Here is an 18975-nt window from a genome sequence, read left to right as displayed (position 1 = left end):
GTAAGGGAGGGTGCCCACATGCCCTCCCCCCGACCCCTCCCGCAGGCGGGAGGGGAGATTGTGGAAGCTCTCGGCTTTGCCGGAGCTTACGCTTCGTCAGCCAGCTTCTTAGCCTTCTCGACCGCTTCGTCGATACCGCCGACCATGTAGAAGGCGTTCTCCGGCAGGTGGTCGTACTCGCCATCGACGACGGCCTTGAACGACTTCACCGTGTCTTCCAGCTGGACGAACTTACCCGAGATGCCGGTGAAGACTTCGGCCACGTGGAATGGCTGGCTGAGGAACTTCTGGATCTTGCGAGCACGGGCGACGACCAGCTTATCCTCTTCGGAAAGCTCGTCCATGCCCAGGATCGCGATGATGTCCTGCAGGGACTTGTACTTCTGCAGCGTCTCCTGGACCCGGCGCGCGGTGTTGTAGTGCTCCTGGCCAACGACGGCGGGCGCCAGCACGCGGCTGGTGGAGTCGAGCGGATCGACCGCCGGATAGATGCCCAGCTCCGAGATCGCGCGGTTCAGCGTGGTCGTCGCGTCCAAGTGGGCGAACGATGCGGCTGGCGCAGGGTCGGTCAAGTCGTCGGCGGGGACGTAGATCGCCTGGACCGACGTGATCGAGCCCTTGTTGGTGGAAGTGATGCGCTCCTGCAACTGTCCCATGTCGGTCGACAGGGTCGGCTGGTAGCCCACGGCCGAAGGAATACGGCCCAGCAGAGCCGACACCTCGGCACCGGCCTGGGTGAAGCGGAAGATGTTGTCCACGAAGAAGAGCACGTCCTGGCCCTCCTGGTCGCGGAAGTACTCTGCCATGGTCAGACCCGACAGAGCAACGCGTGCGCGGGCGCCCGGGGGCTCGTTCATCTGGCCGAATACCAGGGCGACCTTGGAGCCTTCCGAAGTGGCGTTGCCCTCGGCATCCTTGGCGATGACGCCGGCGTCGAGGAATTCGTGATAAAGGTCGTTACCCTCGCGGGTACGCTCACCCACGCCAGCGAAGACGGACACGCCGCCGTGGCCCTTGGCGATGTTGTTGATCAGTTCCTGGATCAGCACGGTCTTGCCGACGCCGGCGCCGCCGAACAGGCCGATCTTGCCGCCCTTTGCGTAAGGCGCCAGCAGGTCGATGACCTTGATGCCGGTGACCAGGATCGACGCTTCGGTCGACTGATCGATGAACGGGGGAGCCTCGGCGTGGATCGGTGCGTGCATGTCCGAACCGACAGGGCCACGCTCGTCGATCGGGTCGCCGATGACGTTCATGATGCGGCCCAGCGTCTTGGGGCCAACCGGCACGGTGATCTGCGCGCCGGTGCTCGACACGTTCTGGCCACGCGTCAGGCCGTCTGTGCCATCCATCGCAATGCAGCGCACGGTGTTCTCACCAAGGTGCTGCGCGACTTCGAGGACGAGCTTGTTGCCGTTGTTCTCGGTGACGAGCGCGGTGAGGATCGGAGGCAGTTCGCCTTCGAAGCTCACGTCGACGACGGCGCCGATGACCTGGCTGATCTTGCCGCCAGACGTCATGTTAGGTGTGGTCTGGTTTAGCACTGGGGCGGTTGCCATGTTCGTTTCCTTGCCTTCGGGTGCTTAGAGCGCTTCGGCGCCAGCGATAATTTCGACGAGTTCGGTGGTGATCGCGGCCTGGCGGCTGCGGTTGTATTGGATGGTCAGGGCCTTGATCAAGTCGCCGGCGTTACGCGTGGCGTTGTCCATCGCGGTCATCGACGCGCCTTGCTCAGACGCCATGTTCTCCAGCAGCGCGCCGAAGATCTGGGTCTTGAGGTAGCGCGGCAGCAGGGCGGCAAGGATTTCCTCTTCGTCCGGCTCGTATTCTACGACTGCGCCAGCATCGGTCTTTGCCGAAGCTGCCTTGGGAGCCGGAACCGGGATGATCTGCTGCTCGGTCGGTTCCTGCGTCAGCGCGTTTTTGAACTTCGAAAAGAACAGGTGCGCCACATCGAAGCGGCCATCTTCATACAGCTTTACCAACTCGTCGGCGATCTTCTCGGCCTCGTCGAAGCCGGGAGTGCGCACGTCGGTGGTGTCGAACGACTGCAGGATCGCCTTGGGATAGTTCCGGCTGATCACCGCGCGACCCTTGCGGCCGATCAGATAGAACAGGACGGACTTGCCTTCGGCTTCCAGGCGGCGGGCCGCAGTCAGCGCGGCCTTGACGATGTTCGAGTTGAACGCGCCGGCCAGGCCCTTGTCCGAGTTGGCGACGACCAGCAGGTGCACGCTGTTCGCACCAGTCCCGGCCAGCAGGCGCGGGCTGTTGTCAGTCACCGTGATCTTGCTGGACAGCGAGGCCATGACTTCGGCGAGACGCTGGGCGTAGGGGCGCCCGGCCTCTGCCGCAGCCTGCGCTTTGCGCAGCTTCGCCGCCGCGACCATCTGCTTGGCCTTGGTGATCTTCTGGGTCGACTTGACCGAGTTGATCCGGCCTTTGAGTTCCTTCAGCGAAGCCACTCTTGGTACTCTCCAATTCGTCGCCCCGGAAGTGATCCGGGGGCCCGCTGTTCCGACCGCTGCGGCGAGCGGGACCCCGGCTCAAGGCCGGGGTGATGGCTTAGGCGATTAGGCGAACTGCTTGCCGAACGCTTCTAGCGCTGACGCCAGCTTCTTGGGCGTCTCGCCCTCGAACTTGCCCGTGTCACGGATTTCAGCCAGCACGGCGGGGTGCTCGGAATGCAGGTAGCTGAGCATCTCAGCCTCGTACTGCGTCACCTTTTCGACGGGCAGCTTGTCGAGATAGCCGTTGGTGCCGGCGTAGATCGAGGCGACCTGCTCTTCCATGGTCAGCGGCGAGAACTGCTTCTGCTTGAGCAGTTCGGTCAGGCGCGCGCCGCGGTTGAGCAGCTTCTGGGTCGAGGCATCGAGGTCCGAGCCGAACTGCGCGAACGCGGCCATTTCGCGATACTGCGCCAGCTCCAGCTTGATCGAGCCGGCGACCTTCTTCATCGCCTTGGTCTGGGCCGAACCGCCGACGCGGCTGACCGAGAGGCCGACGTTGATGGCCGGACGCACGCCCTGATAGAACAGGCCGGTTTCGAGGAAGATCTGACCGTCGGTGATCGAGATCACGTTCGTCGGAATGTACGCCGAAACGTCGCCTGCCTGGGTTTCGATGATCGGCAGCGCGGTGAGCGAGCCAGCACCAAAATCGTCGTTCATCTTTGCGGCGCGCTCAAGCAGGCGGCTGTGCAGGTAGAACACGTCGCCCGGATAAGCTTCGCGGCCCGGAGGACGACGCAGCAGCAGCGACATCTGGCGATAGGCCACAGCCTGCTTGGAAAGGTCGTCGAACACGATCACGGCGTGCATGCCGTTGTCGCGGAAGAATTCGCCCATCGCGGCACCGGTGTAAGGTGCGAGGTACTGCAGCGGCGCGGGCTCCGAAGCGGTGGCGGCGATGACGATGGAGTATTCCATCGCGCCGTTCTCTTCGAGCTGGCGGACGATCTGCGCCACGGTCGAGCGCTTCTGGCCGACGGCGACGTAGATGCAGTAGAGCTTCTTGCCCTCGTCCGTGCCCTGATGATCGCCCTTCTGGTTGATGAAGGTGTCGATGGCGACGGCGGTCTTGCCGGTCTGGCGGTCACCGATGATCAGCTCGCGCTGGCCACGGCCCACAGGAACGAGGGCGTCGATCGCCTTCAGGCCGGTCTGCACAGGCTCGTGCACCGACTTGCGCGGGATGATGCCGGGCGCCTTGCTTTCAACGCGGGCGCGCTTCTCGGAGACGATCGGACCCTTGCCGTCGATGGGGTTGCCCAGCGCGTCGACCACGCGGCCGAGCAGGCCCTTGCCGACGGGAACGTCGACGATGGTGCCGGTGCGGCGAACGCTGTCGCCTTCCTTGATGGTGGAGTCAGAACCGAAGATCACGACACCGACGTTGTCGGCTTCGAGGTTCAGCGCCATGCCCTGGATGCCGCCGTTGAATTCGACCATTTCGCCGGCCTGGACGTTGTCGAGGCCGTGGATGCGGGCGATGCCGTCACCCACCGAGAGCACGGTGCCGACTTCGGAGACCTGCGCTTCGGTGCCGAAGCTGGCGATCTGGTCCTTGATGACCTTCGAAATTTCTGCGGCGCGGATGTCCATAGGGTTTTCCTTCTTAGCCCTTCATGGCCTGGGCGAGCGAATTGAGACGAGTGCGGATCGAGCTGTCGATGCGCTTGGAGCCGATCGTGACGACCAGTCCTCCCAGCAGCTCAGGATCCACGCTGGTGCGGATTTTGACGTTGCGGCCTTCGCGCGCTTCCAGCTTCTGGCGAAGCTGTTCGATCTGGCCTTCTTCGAGCGGATGCGCCGAGGTGACCTGTGCCGTCGCTTCACCGCGTTGCGCAGCAGCGATCGTGTGAAAGGCGCGGATGATCTCGGGCAGGGCGGACAAGCGGCGATTGCCGGCCAGCACGCCCAGGAAGTTCTTGGTCAGGTCCGACAGGCCCAGCACCGGCGCAATCGCATTCATGATGCGTGCTGCGTCAGCGCGGCTGACCTGGGGATTGCGGATCAGCGATCCGAAATCGTCGCTTTCACGGATTGCGGCCTCGATCCGGTCAAGATCGGCCTCTACCGCGGTGACAGTGCCATTCTCGCTCGCAAGATCGAACAGGGCTGACGCGTAGCGCCCTTGCAGACTGGCCTTGATTCCGCCGGAATTCTCCACGCGTGTCGTATCCTTGCATCAAGTGGCGTACTAGTTCGCAAGGGGCGCGTCAGCGACTAGCGCGAAACCGCGATCGAACGTCCCCCAGACGGGGGGCGCATAGCGACGATTTCCCGACACTGCAAGGGACCGGGGTCGGGCTGGGGAAAGAAGCTCCGAAACCCGGGCAGTGGCGCTATTTCAAGGGTATGGCCACTTTGAACGCAAGCTGCGGGAGGCATGACGAGGGATTCGCGGCTACACCATCACATATGAATGCAGCCGATTCTCCCGAAGATATCGCGACGGCGAAGGACGCCATCGACGATGAGGCGGCCTGGCGGGCGGTCCTGGCGCGCGACAAGGGGTTCGACGGCCGTTTCGTCACGGGCGTGCACTCGACCGGCATATATTGCCGGCCCTCTTGCGCAGCCCGGCATCCTTCGCGGCACAACGTGCGCTTCTACAGGGATGGGCGAGAGGCGCAGGCGGCAGGCTTGCGACCGTGCAGGCGATGCCAGCCGGATGACGTTGCGCCTGACGAGGCTGCGGTGGCGCAGGCGATCGCGCTGCTCAACGGCGGCGAAAAGGGGGTGTCGCTGGCCGCTTTGGCGCAAGCGACCGGGTATTCGCCCACGTATTTCCAGCGGGTATTCAAGCGTTCGGTCGGGCTAAGTCCTGCAGCGTATCTCAGGGCGCGCAAGCTGGAGCGAGCCGGGCAGGCCTTGCGAGATGGAACCAACATCACCGATGCGATCTATGCGGCTGGTTACGGGGCGCCATCGCGGTTCTACGAAGCAAGTGAGAGGAGATGGGGCATGTCGCCTTCGGTTTGGCGCGATGGCGGGATGGGCGTAACCATCCGCTGGGCGGTGGTGGCGACCACGCTGGGCCAGATGCTGGTCGCGGCAACGGACAAGGGCGTCTGCCGGCTGTCTTTCGAGGAGGGGCCGGAAGCACTGGCGCGGCGTTTCCCCCGCGCGGACCTGATAGAAGGCGATACGGCATTCGCGGCATTTCTGGCTGAAGTGATCGCCGCGGTCGAGGATCCGGGTGAAGCGCACGCCATCCCGCTTGATGTACAGGGCACCGCGTTCCAGGAAGCGGTCTGGCGTGAACTGCAACGTATCCCCAAGGGCGAGACGCGCAGTTATGCCCAGATCGCCGCCGCCGTGGGTAAGCCGGCCGCAGTACGGGCGACAGGTTCGGCCAACGGCGCGAACAACGTGGCGGTGCTGATCCCGTGCCACCGTGTGGTGCGCACGAATGGCACGCTGGGCGGCTATGCCTATGGGCTGGATATCAAGCGCGAGTTGCTGCGGCGAGAGCGAGATTAGAGGGTGATCGGGGCGGGATGAAGCGCGGCGCCGCAATCTAATCCCGCGCCCAGCCCTTTCTCGCCGGGACCAGATTGTCCAGCACCGCCTCCGCGCTGGCGAGGTAGTCCTTGCGTTTGTCCGCGTCCATGCGATCCCAGGTGCCATAGACCCGGTTGATCCGCATGTTCTTCTCCAGCAGCTTTCGGTTCCGCACCAGGAAGTGCCAGTACAGCGGGTTGAACGGACAAGCGTCTTCGCCGGTTTTCTTGCGAACGTCATACCGGCACGGGCCGCAATAGTCGGACATCTTGTTGATGTAGTTCCCGCTGGCAGCATAGGGCTTGGAGGCGAGCCGGCCCTTGTCCGCCCACAGCGCCATGGCGGCCACATTGGGCAGTTCCACCCACTCGTAGGCGTCGGCATAGACGACGAGGAACCAGTCCTCGACCTCTTGCGGCAGGATGCCCGCCAGCAGTGCGAAGTTGCCCAGCACCATCAGGCGTTGAATATGATGCGCATGGGCATTGTCCCGCGTGGACCGAACGCAATCGGCCAGGCAGCGCATGTCGGTTTCGCCGGTCCAATAGAAATCCGGCAGCGGGCGCTGCGCCTTCAGCGCGTTCGCTTCTCGCAGGCCCGGCATCTCGAACCAGTACATGCCGCGGATATATTCGCGCCAGCCGATGATTTGGCGGATGAAGCCCTCGGCCGCGTTCAGCGGCACCTTGCGCTCGCGATAGGCCTTTTCGGCGCGGCGGCACACTTCCAGCGGATCGAGGAGGCCTAGATTGATCGAGGTCGACAGCAACGAGTGGAACAGGTCATCCTGACCATGCACCATGGCGTCTTGATAGGTGCCGAACTCTGGCAGGCGTTCCGCGATGAACTTGTCGAGCGCCTTGTTCGCCTGCTTCGCGGTAACCGGCCAGCGAAAGCGCTCCAGACTGCCGAAGTGATTGCCGAAGCGCGATTCGACCAGGGCGATGACCTCTCGTGTCACCTTGTCCGGCGGAAAGCCCGGGGTCGGTGGTGGGTCCATCAGCATGTCGGGCCCGGCGCGGTTCTCCTTGTCGAAGTTCCACTGGCCGCCTTCGGGCTTCTTGCCATCCATCAGCAAGTCGGTGCGCACGCGCATGTCGCGATAGAAATTTTCCATCAGCAGCCGCTCGCGCCCCTGCGCCCAGACGTAGAACTCTTCCTTCGAGCATAGGAAGCGATCATCCGGAAGGATATCGACGGGAATGCCGAGCGCCTCGCTCCATCCCTCCATCATCTCGGCGACGCGCCATTCACCGGATTCGACGACGCGCACGGCTTTTGCCTTGTGTCGTTTCACCGCCCGCTCGACCTCGCCGGTGAAGCTGCCGGTGTTGGCCTTGTCGTCCAGCCGAACGTAGTCGACCGTCCAGCCTTGCGCTTCAAGTTCGGCGGCGAAATGGCGCATCGCGGAGAGGATCAGGACGATCTTCTGCTTGTGATGGCGCACGTAAGTGGTCTCGTCCCAGACCTCCATCATCAGCACCACGGTGAACGCCTTGTCGCAGCCGTCAAGGCTGGCGATCGTGCGCGTGAGCTGGTCGCCGAGGATGGGAACGAGGGTCGTCATGTGGATATCGGTAACGCGCGACAATGGCGTCGGCGGCATGCCCTTTGGGACGGGCGGGCGTTGTCGATCGTCAGCAAAGATTTGTCACAAATGGTCGCAGGCCAGAACTGTGCCGACCGATTTGTCTCTCAGAATTGTCGATAGATCGATCCCTGTTGAAGGTTTGATCTGCCGCCGCCCCTCATCGCGCTTGCTGGTCAGGTATCGAGGTCAAACAAAGCTATACGGATCGATATCGATCGCCACGCGCACGCCTTGCGGGAATTCCAGTGGTCCCAGCCACTCCTGAAGGTAGCGCTGTAGTTCTGCCGAGCGCCTCGCGTTGATCAGCAGCCGATAGCGGTAGCGGCCGCGCAGCAGCGCCATGGGTGCGGGCGCGGGGCCCAGCACGAGCATATCGGGATGATTGGGCGCGGTGCCGCCGATGGCGCGAGCGGCGCTTTGGGCTTCGGACTGGTCCTCGCTGGAAACGATGATCGCGGCCCAGCGGCCGAACGGTGGCGCCCCGGCGTCGCGGCGGGCCTCAGTCTCGGCGGCGTAGAACGCGTCGCGGTCGCCGGAGGCGAGGGCTGAGATCACCGAAGCGTCGGGATGCCGGGTCTGGATGAGGACTTCGCCCGGCTTTTCGGCGCGGCCTGCTCGTCCGGAAACCTGGGCGATCTGTTGATAGGTTCGCTCGCCCGCGCGCAAGTCGCCGCCTTCGAGGCCAAGGTCGGCATCGACCACGCCCACCAGCGTGAGTTGGGGGAAGTGGTAGCCCTTGGTGACGAGCTGCGTGCCGACGATCACGTCGATCGCGCCTTCCTCTGCCTGCGCCACGAACCGCCCCACCGCCTCGCGCGAGTTCAGCGTGTCGGAGGTGACGACCGCCACGCGCGCGTCCGGCAGCAGTTCGCCTACTTCGTCGGCGATGCGCTCCACGCCGGGGCCGCAAGCGACGAGGCAGTCGCCAGTGCCGCATTCGGGGCAGGCCTCCGGAAACGGCGTCTCGTGCCCACAGTGGTGGCAGGCCAGGCGGCTGGAGAAGCGATGCTCCACCAGCCACGCCGTGCAGTTGGGGCACTGGAAGCGGTGGCCGCAATGGCGGCACAACGTCAGTGGTGCATAGCCTCGGCGGTTTAAGAAAAGCAGCGATTGCTCGCCGCGCGCCAGCCGCAGCTTCATTTCCTCGACCAGCCGGGGGGCGAGCCAGCGGCCGCGTTCGGGCGCTTCGCTGCGCAGGTCAACGATCTTGATCTCGGGCAGTTGGGCGCCGCCGAACCGGTCCGGCAGTTCGATGCGGGTGTAGATGCCCGCTTCGGCCAGTTGCAGCGATTCCAGCGCAGGCGTGGCGCTGGCCAGGATCACCGGCACGCTTTCGAACCTTGCGCGGATCACCGCGACATCGCGCGCATTGTAGCGCACGCCGTCGTCCTGCTTGAACGAAACCTCGTGCGCTTCGTCCACCACGATCAGGCCTAGCCTGGCATAAGGCATGAACAGCGCGGAGCGTGCGCCGACCACCACTTGCGCCTCACCCCGCACGATCGCGCGCCACGCACGGCGACGCTCGCTGGCCTTAAGCGAGGAGTGCCACAGGAGCGGCGGCGTGCCGAAGCGGCTTTCGAAGCGGCGCAGGAAGTTTTCCGTCAGCGCGATTTCGGGCAGCAGCACCAGAACTTGCCGCCCCTGGCGCAGCGCCTCGGCCACCGCTTCGAAATAGGTTTCGGTCTTGCCCGACCCGGTTACGCCATCGAGCAGGAAGGGGGCGAACTTGCCTGCCGCCACCGCCGCCACGAACGTATCCGCAGCCTCCCGCTGGCCGGGGTTGAGGACGGGCTCGGCAAAATCGGGCAGGGCGGGCGGATAGGGGCGATCGCAATCGACGACGATCGGCTCGAGCAGCCCAGCGCCGACCATGCCGCGCAGCACGCCCTCGGAGACGCTGGCCAGTTCGGCCAGTTCGCGGATCGAACCTTGTTCGCCTTGCAGCGCATCCAATGCGGCGGCGCGCTGCGGCGTCAGTCGGGCAGGTTCTTGCCCCGTCAGGCGATATTCGGTGGTGGTGCCGCCGCCCCTGAGCGCCGCGCTGCTGCCCAGGGCCATGCGCGCCACGCTGGACATCGGTGCGCAATAATAGTCAGCTGTCCACTCGATCAGGCGGCGCAAGGGCGCGGGCAGCGGGGGTACCGGCAGAGCTTCAAGCACCGCGCGCAGTTTTGCCTCAGGCACTTCTTTTGCGCTGAGGCGTTCTGGTTCCCAGACGATCCCGATGATCTGGCGGGGGCCCAGCGGCGCGATGACAATCGAACCCGGCTCCACCGCCATGCCCTCGGGCTTGCGATAGTCCAGCACGCCAAGGGCGGCGTTGAATACAAGAAGTCGTATGCGTTCCATCAGGGACGTGCATATAGGCACCGGGGTCCGGTTACGGGAAGGAGTTGCGTATGCGCGAAGTGAAGTCGGGGCTGTGGATGGGGACTGCGGTAAACCGGCGGGGGCTGTTGGCCGGCGGCGGCGTACTGGCTGGCCTTCTTCTGGTGGGCGGATGCACCACCGTGGGCGGCCGCGCCGCGTTTTCTTATGATGATGCGGTGCGCCGTTTGTTAGAGCTTTCGACACAGCGGGCGTTCGCACGCCTGACCGCGCCCGACGGCTTCTGGGATAGCTCGGTCGCGCGGATCAACCTGCCGGTGTTGTTCGGCAAGCGGGGCAGCGTGATGGAGGGTATCCTGAAATCACCCGCCTTCCGGGAGCGCTTGCAGCACCGTCTGAACATCATCGCCGAGGATGGCGCTCGCGCTGCCGCGCCGCTGGTGGCGGATACCGTTCGCACGATCGGCATCCAGAACGTCGCCGCGCTAATCACAGGCGATCCCACCGCCGCCACCAGCTTCCTGCGCGCGGAGATGGGCCCGGCGCTGGTCAATGCGATGATCCCGGAATTGAACCGCCTTATGCAGGTGGCGGACGATCCCTTGGTCGGCCAGGCGCTCTCCGCGCTGGCGGGCGTGGACCTTTCGGACGCCGCCCACGCTCTTGCGCTCAACGCCGACAATGCGATCTGGTACGAGATCGGCGCGGAGGAGGCGGAACTGCGCAAGAACCCCTCCAGCGATCCGGCTCTGGCACGCGTGTTCGCGCAACCGCGCTGAGGCAAGATTCACGCCCGTCACCTGCCGCAAGGCGGGTGACGGCGTGGACTTTTAGCAGTGCGTCAGGCTCTAGCGGCCCTGACACCCTTTCCCTATAGCGTCGCGCAAACTGGCCTATAGGGAAGCGCATCATGAAGTTCTTCGTCGACACTGCCGACACCAAGGAAATCGCTGAACTGGCCGAAACCGGCCTGCTTGATGGCGTCACCACCAACCCGTCGCTGATCGCCAAGTCCGGTCGCAACTTCATGGAAGTGACCAAGGAAATCTGCGGCCTGGTGGATGGCCCGGTCAGCGCCGAAGTGGTTGCGCTCGACCATGCCGGGATGATGCGTGAGGCGGAAATCCTGCGCAAGATCGCGGACAATGTGTGCATCAAGGTGCCGCTCACCGTGGACGGGCTGAAGACCTGCAAAAAGCTGACCGGTGATGGCACGATGGTGAACGTCACGCTGTGCTTCTCGGCCAATCAGGCACTGCTGGCGGCCAAGGCGGGCGCAAGTTTCATCTCGCCCTTCGTCGGCCGGCATGACGACAACGGCTTCGACGGGCTCGACCTGATCCGCGACATTCGCCTGATCTATGACAACTACGCGTTCGAAACCGAGATCCTGGCCGCCTCGATCCGCCACCCGATCCATGTCCTGGAATGCGCGCGCATCGGCGCGGACGTGATGACCGCCCCGCCGGCGGTGATCCACAACCTGTTCAAGCACGTGCTGACCGACAAGGGCATCGAAGGCTTCATGGCGGACTGGGCGAAGACCGGCCAGACGATCTGACGTCACGCCTCCTCCTGACCCTCGTCATTCCCGCATAGGCGATAATGGCGAGGGTCGGGGCTGGGGGGCGCCGAAGTGCGCGGCATCGGCGCGCGAATGACGAACTATGGGCAATCGGGCGTCGTCAGGCTTGCTGCCACCAACCTGACCCGTCTAGCGTTCTGCGCGATATGTCCGACGAATCTCCCACAGATCGCTTCAAGTCCGTCCTCACCGGAGCCAGCCGCGCCATCGCGCATGATGCGGAGGTGGAGGTCAACTGGACGTCCGACGCACCCAGCGCCACCGGCGGCACCTTTCGCGTGCCGATGCCGGGCCGCACCTTGCCGCGTGCGGCGGCGATGCAGGCGCGGGGCTTTGCTGACAGTTTCGCGCTCAAGCTGCGCCATCATGACGAGCGGCTCCACCAGCGCAATGCTCCGATAGAGCCCGCCGCGCGGGCCTGTTACGACGCGGTCGAGCTGATCCGATACGAAGCGCTGGGCGCCAACAAGTTCGCGGGGATGCGCGATAACCTCGATGCGTCGCTCGGCGTGCGGATGGGCGGCGATCCGATCACGCGCGCCACCAGCGCCGATGAAGTGCCCGTCCAGTCCGCGCTAGCGCTGCTCTTGCGCGAGCGCCTGACCGGCCAGCCCGTGCCCAAGCTGGCGCAAGGCGGCGTCGATATGGTGCGCCGCTGGATCGAGGAGCGCGCAGGCGACGATTTCGAGGCACTGGCGGGCTCGCTGGAGGACCAGAAGGCGTTCCAGTCGCTCTCGCTCAACATGCTGCAGCACCTGGAACTCACGCGGTCCGAGCAGTTGCCCCAGGAGCCGGACGACGCCGAGGATATGGACGGCGACGAGGAGACCGAGGAACAGGAAACCGGCGACGACAAGGGCGAGGAGCAGCAGCCCAACGAAGTCGCGGCCGAACCCACGCAAGGCGAAGACGACGGCGAGAGCGAGTCCGAAGGCGAAAACTCCGACGATATGGAGGAGGGCCAGGAAGGCGAAGAGGGTGAGGAGGGCATGCTGCCTGTCCGCCCCAATCGCCCGTGGACCGACATCCCTGACACGTTCGACTACAAGGTCTTCACCGAAACCTTCGACGAGGTGGTCGGCGCGCATGACTTGTGTGACGAGGAAGAGCTGACGCGGCTGCGTGCCTACCTCGATGCGCAATTGAAAGGCCTGCAGGGCATCGTCACCCGATTGGCCAATCGCCTGCAACGCCGCCTGATGGCGCAGCAGAACCGTTCGTGGGATTTCGACCAGGAGGAAGGCATGCTGGATGCCGCCCGCCTTGCGCGTGTGGTCGTCTCGCCCGGCCAATCGCTGAGCTACAAGGTTGAGCGCGATGTCGAGTTCAAGGACACCGTCGTCACCTTATTGATCGACAATTCCGGCTCGATGCGCGGGCGGCCGATCAGCATCGCCGCGATCAGCGCCGATGTGCTGGCCCGCACGCTGGAACGCTGCGGCGTGAAGGTGGAGATCCTGGGCTTCACCACGCGTGCGTGGAAGGGCGGGCAGAGCCGTGAAGCCTGGCTGTCCCATGGCAAGCCGCCTCATCCCGGACGCCTCAACGATCTGCGCCACATCGTCTACAAGAAGGCGGATGAGCCGTGGCGGCGTGCCCGCAAGAACCTGGGCCTGATGATGCGCGAGGGTCTGCTGAAGGAGAACATCGACGGCGAGGCGCTGCTCTGGGCGCACCAGCGGCTGCTCGGCCGGCAGGAGGACCGCCGCATCCTGATGGTCATTTCCGATGGCGCGCCGGTCGATGATTCCACGCTGAGCGTCAATAGCGCCGGCTATCTGGAGGCGCATCTGCGGCGGGTGATCGATTGGATCGAGCGGCAGTCCCCCGTGCAGCTGGTCGCCATCGGCATCGGCCATGACGTGACCCGCTACTATCGCCGCGCGGTGACGATCATGGACGTGGAGCAACTGGGCGGCACCATGATCGAGCAGCTTGCTGGATTGTTCGAGGAAGAATGATGGACGTCGCCGAAGCCGTCGCCAGCCGTCGCTCGATCCGCGCCTTTCGGGACAAGCCCGTCGATCTGGAAACGATCCGCCGCGTCCTGGATCAGGCGCGCATGGCTCCGTCGGGCTGCAACTTCCAGCCCTGGCGCGCCACGGTGCTGACCGGCGCGCCGCTGAAGGCGCTTCAGGGCAAGATGCTGGCTGCCCAGCCGCAGGACCCGATTGAGTACAGCTTCTCGGAACCCAATGCGTCGCCGTTGCATCTCGCGCGCCTGCAAGACGTAGGCGCGCGCATGTACGGTGCACTTGATGTGAAGCGCGACGACAAGCAGGGCCGCCATGATTTCGCGCGTGACAACATCGTCTCGTTTGGCGCGCCCGTTTTGCTGCTCTGCCATTTCGAGCGGTTCATGGGGCCGCCGCAATGGTCCGACGTGGGCATGTGGCTGCAGACGATCATGCTGCTGCTGCGCGGCGAAGGGCTGGACAGCTGCCCACAGGAATGGATGAGCCTCTATGCCCGGCTGATCAAGGCCGAGATCGGCGTTCCGGATGACGAGCAGATCCTGTTTTGCGGCATCGCCATCGGCTATCGCGATCCCGCTGCACCGGTAAACAACTTCGAGCGTCCGCGCGTGCCCCTGGACGAGCACGTGCGGTTCGACGGCTGGGAATGACGGCACTGGCTGCCGGCGAATGAGCCGCATCATCCTGGTCCATGGCGCGTGGCACGGCGGCTGGTCGTGGGAACTGATCAAGCCCCTGCTGGAAGGGCAAGGCCACGAAGTTCTGGCGCCTGACTTGCCCGGAATAGGCGCGGATGCCGCCTCGGGGCATGTCGCCACGCTGGACGAATGGGCGATGTTCATTGCGGGAATGGCCGGCGCAGGCGGGGAACCGGCTACTCTGGTCGGCCACAGCAGAGGCGGCATCGTCATCAGCCGCGCGGCTGAGCTTGCTCCACACGCCGTCTCCAAGCTGGTCTATGTAGCAGGCGTGATGCCGCTGCCGGGCGAAACGATGGGCGCGTTGTTCAAGAACGACCCTAATGGCAGCATGGCGCAGTTTCGTCACACGCTCACCCTGTCGGAAGATGGCCGGACATCCCGTTGCACCGATCGCGACGCCGCGCGCGCCACGTTCTACACGCGCACACCCCCGGATCTGGCGGACCAGGCCTTTGCCCGCCTCAGCCCCGAGCCGACCGGCCTGAACGCCGCGCCGCTGGTTCTGACCCCCGAACGCTACGGCCGCATCCCTCGCCACTACATCCTATGCGAGCAGGACGAGACCATCCACCCCGGCCTCCAACGCGCAATGATCGCCGCCCAACCGTGCCCCATATCCACGCTGGATACCGACCACTCGCCGTTCTATTCGACGCCTGACGAGTTGGCGCGAATGATCGATGCGGTTGCGGGCCCTAAGAAATAGCACGCCGGTAAGTCGCGGTTTGGTGATCTCAGTGTGGATCGCCGTTACCCATGAAGCTTGACTGGCCGGGGGCCTTGCGTAAGTCCCCCGGCCATGACCACGCTGAAGCTCTACAACAGCCTGACCCGCAGCCTGGAGGCGTTCGCGCCGGTCCATCCTGGCGAGGCGAGGGTCTATAGTTGCGGGCCGACGGTTTATAATTATCCGCACATCGGCAACATGCGCGCCTACGTCTTTGCCGATGTGCTGGGGCGGACGCTGAGCTGGAAGGGCTACGCGCTCACCCACGTCATCAACATCACCGATGTCGGCCACCTGACCGACGATGCCGATGCCGGTGAGGACAAGATGGAGAAGATGGCGCGCCAGAAAGCGCAGTCCATCTGGGACATCGCGCGCCATTATACCGAAGCCTATTGGGCCGACATCCGCGCGCTGAACGTGCGCGAGCCGGCCAAATGGTCGATCGCTACGGACTATGTGCCGCAGATGATCGAATTCGCCCAGAGCATCGCCGACAAGCATTGCTACGAGCTGGACGGCGGGCTCTATTTCGACGTCTCCACCGTTAGCGATTACGGGCGGCTGGCCCGCGCCCACACCGACGAGGGCGAAGGCCGGATCGAGGCGGTGGAGGGCAAGCGCAACGCCGCCGACTTTGCGATCTGGCGCAAGACCCCGGCGGGTGAGACACGGCAGATGGAGTGGGATTCGCCGTGGGGTCGCGGCGCGCCGGGCTGGCATCTGGAATGCTCGGTCATGTCGGGTGACCTGCTGGGCTTTCCCTTCGATATCCACACCGGCGGCATCGATCACCGCGAGATCCATCATCCCAACGAGATCGCGCAGAATCAGGCCTTCTGCTGCACCAACGGTCTGGACGTGCCGGCCAATTCCGGCGCGCGGATGTGGATGCACAACAACTTCCTGGTCGAACGCTCGGGCAAGATGAGCAAGTCCAGCGGCGAGTTCCTGCGGGTGCAGCTGCTGGTCGACAGCGGCTATCACCCGCTTGCCTACCGACTGATGTGCCTGCAGGCCCACTATCGCAGCGAGCTGGAATTCTCATGGGAGAACCTGGGCGCGGCGCTGACGCGGTTGAAGCGGATGCTGATCGCGGCCGAGCGGCTGCGCGATGTGTCGGCGGGCGAGGGTGTGCATCCCAAGCTGGCGCCGATGCTGGCGACGTTCGACGCGGCCGTGTCCGACGATCTCAATACGCCGATTGCCCTCACCGCGCTGGAGGATGTGCTGGCGGCCAAGAAGATAGACGCCGGGGCCAAGCGCGCCGTGGTCGAGCAGATGGATTCGGTTCTGGGCCTGGACTTGTTTGGCCTCACGCGCGCCGATCTGCGCCTGCGCCCGATCGCGGCAACGATCGACGAGGCGGCTATCGATGCCCTGCTGGACCGGCGCAAGGCGGCACGGGCCGAGAAGGACTTCGCCACCTCCGATACTTTGCGTGACGAACTTGCGGCCTATGGAGTCGAGGTGATGGACGGCGATCCGCTGGGCTGGGAGTGGAAGCTTTAGGCATGCGACTGTGGCGCGTTACCCGCGCGCCCTTTGCGGCGTTGGACGGAGAGGGCGCGCGAATCCATGGCGGCCGTTACAGCGCGCCGGGCCTGCCCGTGGTCGCACTGGCGAACGAGGCCGCCCTCGCCGTGTTGATCACGCTGCGATACCTGCCACCAGATCTTGCGGGCGTTGCCGAAGACTACGTGCTCGGTTGGACCGAAGTGGACGCCGTGCCGGAACGCATGGCGGACGATGGCGATGATCGCCGCTTGCGCGACAGTGTGGGGCTTTGGCTGGAGGAGCGCCGTTCGCTCCTCGCTGCGATATCCTCGCGCGTGCTGCCCGAAGCGGATGTGGTACTGTTGAACCCGCGCCATCCGGATGCGGCGGGGGTGCCGCCACTGCGCACCCGGCCGTTTGATTTCGCCGCCTGCCTGCACACCCCGCCCATGCGCGAGCGGTTTGCGCAAGGCGGTTGAGCGGCAGGCCACCGCGCCGTCAGTCATCGTCCAGCACCAACAGCGCCACCGTCATCGTCAGGCTGGGCGAGGGCAGCAAGCCGTGGTCGACCGACACGATCTGGGCATCGGCCACGAGGCGACCGGGTAAGGTAAATTCGTGATCGGGCAGAGCTGCGATCAGACGTTCGCCCGCCGCAACCCCATCGATGCCCTCGCACAACAGGGTGAACGTATGCCGTGCGCCATGAAAGGTGGCGCTGGACCACGCCTGCTCGGAATGATGCAGCAGTTGCAGGCCGGGGCCGGCGAGGTCGATCAGCACCCGCAACAAGCGAAGCCAGGGGCCGCGCAGCCCCTGTTCGCGCAGACCTGTGATCATGGCGGAAGGGCGGGCCGCTTCAAGAAGCATTGGTATTCTCCGTATGATTGTTCATGAAATGTTCTAGTTTGCGGATCATCGCGGGGCGGGGTTCGCGGCCGTTGCGCATGTCTTCCACCAGGCGCGGATCTCCGGCGGCGAGGCGGCCGAATTTGGTCCACGGCATGTCGTGGAGGCGCAGGAACTGTTCTACGCGGTGCAGGATCATCCGGTGGCTCTCACTCGTGCGTGACTCGATCTGTGGTCTCCATTTGTTCCAAGCGAAATCCTACTTGTCTAGGATTTTTCCTTCACTATGCTGACAACATGGAATTGGACCCTACGCGCCGTCGCCTGCTGGCTCTTGCGGAAGAGCGGCAGGTCAGCCTTTCGCAGCTGTCCCGGCTGATCGGGAAAAACGCCAGTTATCTGCAGCAATTCGTCCGCAAGGGCAGTCCTCGCAAGCTGGAGGAGACCGATCGCGCCACGCTGAGCGAGTTCTTCGGGATCGACCCGACAGACCTTGGTGCACCACAGGAAAAATACTTAGATCTGGGGCGGGCGCAGTGGATCGACATCCCGCGCCTGCCGCTTTACGCGTCGGCAGGGCCGGGCGCGGAAGTTTCCGGGGAGAGCGCGGTTGGCAGCTTCCGCTTTTCCAGCCGCTGGCTGCGCGCTCAGGGGCTGCAACCCGATCGGCTTTCGGCGATCGCGGTGCGTGGCGACTCGATGGAACCGGCCTTGCGCGATGGGGACGAGATTCTGGTAGAGCGCGGCACCGAAACTCTGCGTGATGGAATCCATGTGGTTCGTCGGGAAGGGGCCTTGCTGGTCAAGCGGATCGATACCAGCCTTCCGGGCCGTTTGACTCTGCTGAGCGACAACAAGGTCTACGCCCCCATCGAGTGCGAGCTCGGCGAGGTGGAAGTGATCGGCCGGGTCGTATGGAAGAGCGGCCGACTTTGACACGCGAGCTTTCGCGGCGTCGGTGGGGATTGGCCCGGCATCGCGCCGGTTGCATTCGCGGGCGGCTGTGGCCATTTCCCACGGCATGACACAAACTTCCCAACCGCCAACGCCACAGCCTCCGATGCGGGTCGCTATCGTGCCCGTCACGCCGCTGCAGCAGAATTGCAGCCTGATCTGGTGTACCAAGACGATGAAGGGCGCGCTGGTCGATCCGGGCGGTGACCTCGATCGGCTGAAGGAGGCCTTGGTGAAGACCGGCGTCACTCTTGAGAAGATTCTGGTGACGCATGGTCACCTCGATCACTGCGGCCTGGCGGGCGAGTTGGCCAAGGAGCAGGGCGTGCCGATCGAAGGCCCGCAGGAAGAGGATCGCTTCTGGATCGCGCAACTGGACGAGGACGGTGCACGCTGGAACATGGAAGCGCACAGCTTCGAGCCTGACCGGTGGCTGGAAAACGGCGACCGGGTGACGGTGGGTGAGCTGGAGCTGGACGTCTATCATTGCCCCGGGCACACCCCGGGCCACATCGTGTTCCACCACGCCCCCTCGCAATTCGCGATCGTGGGTGACGTGCTGTTCCAAGGCTCGATCGGCCGGACTGACTTTCCGCGCGGCGATCTGCAGACCTTGCTCGATTCGATCACCGGACGGCTCTGGCCGCTGGGGGACGAAACCACGTTCGTGCCGGGCCACGGGCCGATCAGCACGTTCGGCGATGAGCGGCGCTCCAACCCCTTCGTGGGAGACGCCGCTCTCGCCCGCTAAGGGAA

General features: G+C 64.6%; 18 protein-coding genes. 10 read left to right on the top strand and 8 right to left on the bottom strand.

What is annotated here, in order from left to right; genetic code table 11:
- Positions 1–86: 86 nt before the first annotated feature.
- The 4 genes from atpD to GGR39_RS07950 form a co-directional block, all read right to left on the bottom strand.
- Positions 87–1559, bottom strand: a complete 1473-nt coding sequence (atpD, locus tag GGR39_RS07965) for a F0F1 ATP synthase subunit beta (RefSeq protein ID WP_183616646.1) — start codon at positions 1557–1559, stop codon at positions 87–89.
- Positions 1560–1583: 24 nt separating this feature from the next.
- Entirely contained in the window at positions 1584–2465 is an 882-nt protein-coding gene (locus tag GGR39_RS07960) for a F0F1 ATP synthase subunit gamma (RefSeq protein ID WP_058738096.1), read from the bottom strand.
- A 108-nt stretch (positions 2466–2573) separates the two neighbouring features.
- Positions 2574–4103, bottom strand: a complete 1530-nt coding sequence (gene atpA, locus GGR39_RS07955) for a F0F1 ATP synthase subunit alpha (protein ID WP_058738097.1) — start codon at positions 4101–4103, stop codon at positions 2574–2576.
- Between the two features lie 13 nt (positions 4104–4116).
- Complete coding sequence (locus GGR39_RS07950; protein ID WP_183616645.1) at positions 4117–4671, bottom strand: F0F1 ATP synthase subunit delta; 555 nt, start codon at positions 4669–4671, stop codon at positions 4117–4119.
- 251 nt (positions 4672–4922) lie between these two features.
- Here GGR39_RS07950 and ada point away from each other — a divergent pair, with 251 nt between their 5' ends.
- Positions 4923–5987: a bifunctional DNA-binding transcriptional regulator/O6-methylguanine-DNA methyltransferase Ada gene (gene ada / locus GGR39_RS07945; RefSeq protein WP_183616644.1), complete on the top strand. Its 1065-nt coding sequence runs from the start codon at positions 4923–4925 to the stop codon at positions 5985–5987.
- Positions 5988–6024: 37 nt separating this feature from the next.
- On the opposite strand, the gene GGR39_RS07940 is transcribed toward ada, so the two are convergent.
- On the bottom strand, positions 6025–7575 hold the full coding sequence (locus tag GGR39_RS07940) for a cryptochrome/photolyase family protein (RefSeq protein WP_183616854.1): 1551 nt from the start codon (positions 7573–7575) through the stop codon (positions 6025–6027).
- A gap of 210 nt (positions 7576–7785) precedes the next feature.
- Positions 7786–9951 carry a primosomal protein N' gene (locus GGR39_RS07935; RefSeq protein ID WP_183616643.1) on the bottom strand — a complete coding sequence of 722 codons (2166 nt, stop codon included), beginning with the start codon at positions 9949–9951 and terminating at the stop codon, positions 7786–7788.
- A gap of 50 nt (positions 9952–10001) precedes the next feature.
- Here GGR39_RS07935 and GGR39_RS07930 point away from each other — a divergent pair, with 50 nt between their 5' ends.
- The 7 genes from GGR39_RS07930 (at position 10002) to GGR39_RS07900 (ending at position 16895) form a co-directional block, all read left to right on the top strand.
- Positions 10002–10709, top strand: coding sequence for a DUF4197 domain-containing protein (locus GGR39_RS07930; protein ID WP_183616642.1), 708 nt, complete (start codon positions 10002–10004; stop codon positions 10707–10709).
- Positions 10710–10840: 131 nt separating this feature from the next.
- Positions 10841–11491, top strand: a complete 651-nt coding sequence (gene fsa, locus GGR39_RS07925; protein WP_183616641.1) for a fructose-6-phosphate aldolase — start codon at positions 10841–10843, stop codon at positions 11489–11491.
- A 170-nt stretch (positions 11492–11661) separates the two neighbouring features.
- Positions 11662–13476: a cobaltochelatase subunit CobT gene (gene cobT / locus GGR39_RS07920; RefSeq protein WP_183616640.1), complete on the top strand. Its 1815-nt coding sequence runs from the start codon at positions 11662–11664 to the stop codon at positions 13474–13476.
- On the top strand, positions 13476–14141 hold the full coding sequence (locus tag GGR39_RS07915; RefSeq protein ID WP_183616639.1) for a nitroreductase: 666 nt from the start codon (positions 13476–13478) through the stop codon (positions 14139–14141). The genes cobT and GGR39_RS07915 overlap by 1 nt, the downstream gene beginning before the upstream one ends.
- Before the next feature lie 19 nt (positions 14142–14160).
- The gene (locus GGR39_RS07910) at positions 14161–14898 is read left to right on the top strand and encodes an alpha/beta fold hydrolase (RefSeq protein WP_183616638.1); all 738 of its coding nucleotides are present in this window, start codon (positions 14161–14163) and stop codon (positions 14896–14898) included.
- 93 nt (positions 14899–14991) lie between these two features.
- A complete protein-coding gene (cysS, locus tag GGR39_RS07905; protein ID WP_183616637.1) occupies positions 14992–16431 on the top strand; it encodes a cysteine--tRNA ligase in 1440 nt (479 codons plus the stop codon).
- 2 nt (positions 16432–16433) lie between these two features.
- Positions 16434–16895: an RES family NAD+ phosphorylase gene (locus tag GGR39_RS07900; protein WP_183616636.1), complete on the top strand. Its 462-nt coding sequence runs from the start codon at positions 16434–16436 to the stop codon at positions 16893–16895.
- Between the two features lie 19 nt (positions 16896–16914).
- Here GGR39_RS07900 and GGR39_RS07895 read toward each other — a convergent pair whose 3' ends face one another.
- Positions 16915–17286 (bottom strand): HAD family hydrolase, encoded by a 372-nt coding sequence (locus GGR39_RS07895; protein ID WP_246388478.1) that lies wholly within the window; start codon positions 17284–17286, stop codon positions 16915–16917.
- Positions 17276–17464 carry a hypothetical protein gene (locus tag GGR39_RS07890; RefSeq protein ID WP_183616635.1) on the bottom strand — a complete coding sequence of 63 codons (189 nt, stop codon included), beginning with the start codon at positions 17462–17464 and terminating at the stop codon, positions 17276–17278. The genes GGR39_RS07895 and GGR39_RS07890 overlap by 11 nt, the downstream gene beginning before the upstream one ends.
- 98 nt (positions 17465–17562) lie before the next feature.
- On the opposite strand from GGR39_RS07890, the gene GGR39_RS07885 reads away from it, so the two are divergent.
- Positions 17563–18201: a S24 family peptidase gene (locus GGR39_RS07885; protein ID WP_183616634.1), complete on the top strand. Its 639-nt coding sequence runs from the start codon at positions 17563–17565 to the stop codon at positions 18199–18201.
- A gap of 124 nt (positions 18202–18325) precedes the next feature.
- A complete protein-coding gene (locus GGR39_RS07880) occupies positions 18326–18970 on the top strand; it encodes an MBL fold metallo-hydrolase (protein WP_058736957.1) in 645 nt (214 codons plus the stop codon).
- The last annotated feature ends 5 nt before the right edge of the window (positions 18971–18975 follow it).

Source organism: Novosphingobium fluoreni, from assembly GCF_014196615.1.
In the GTDB taxonomy this organism is placed as follows: Bacteria; Pseudomonadota; Alphaproteobacteria; order Sphingomonadales; family Sphingomonadaceae; genus Novosphingobium; species Novosphingobium fluoreni.
This window is presented reverse-complemented; position numbering and strand designations above follow the sequence as displayed.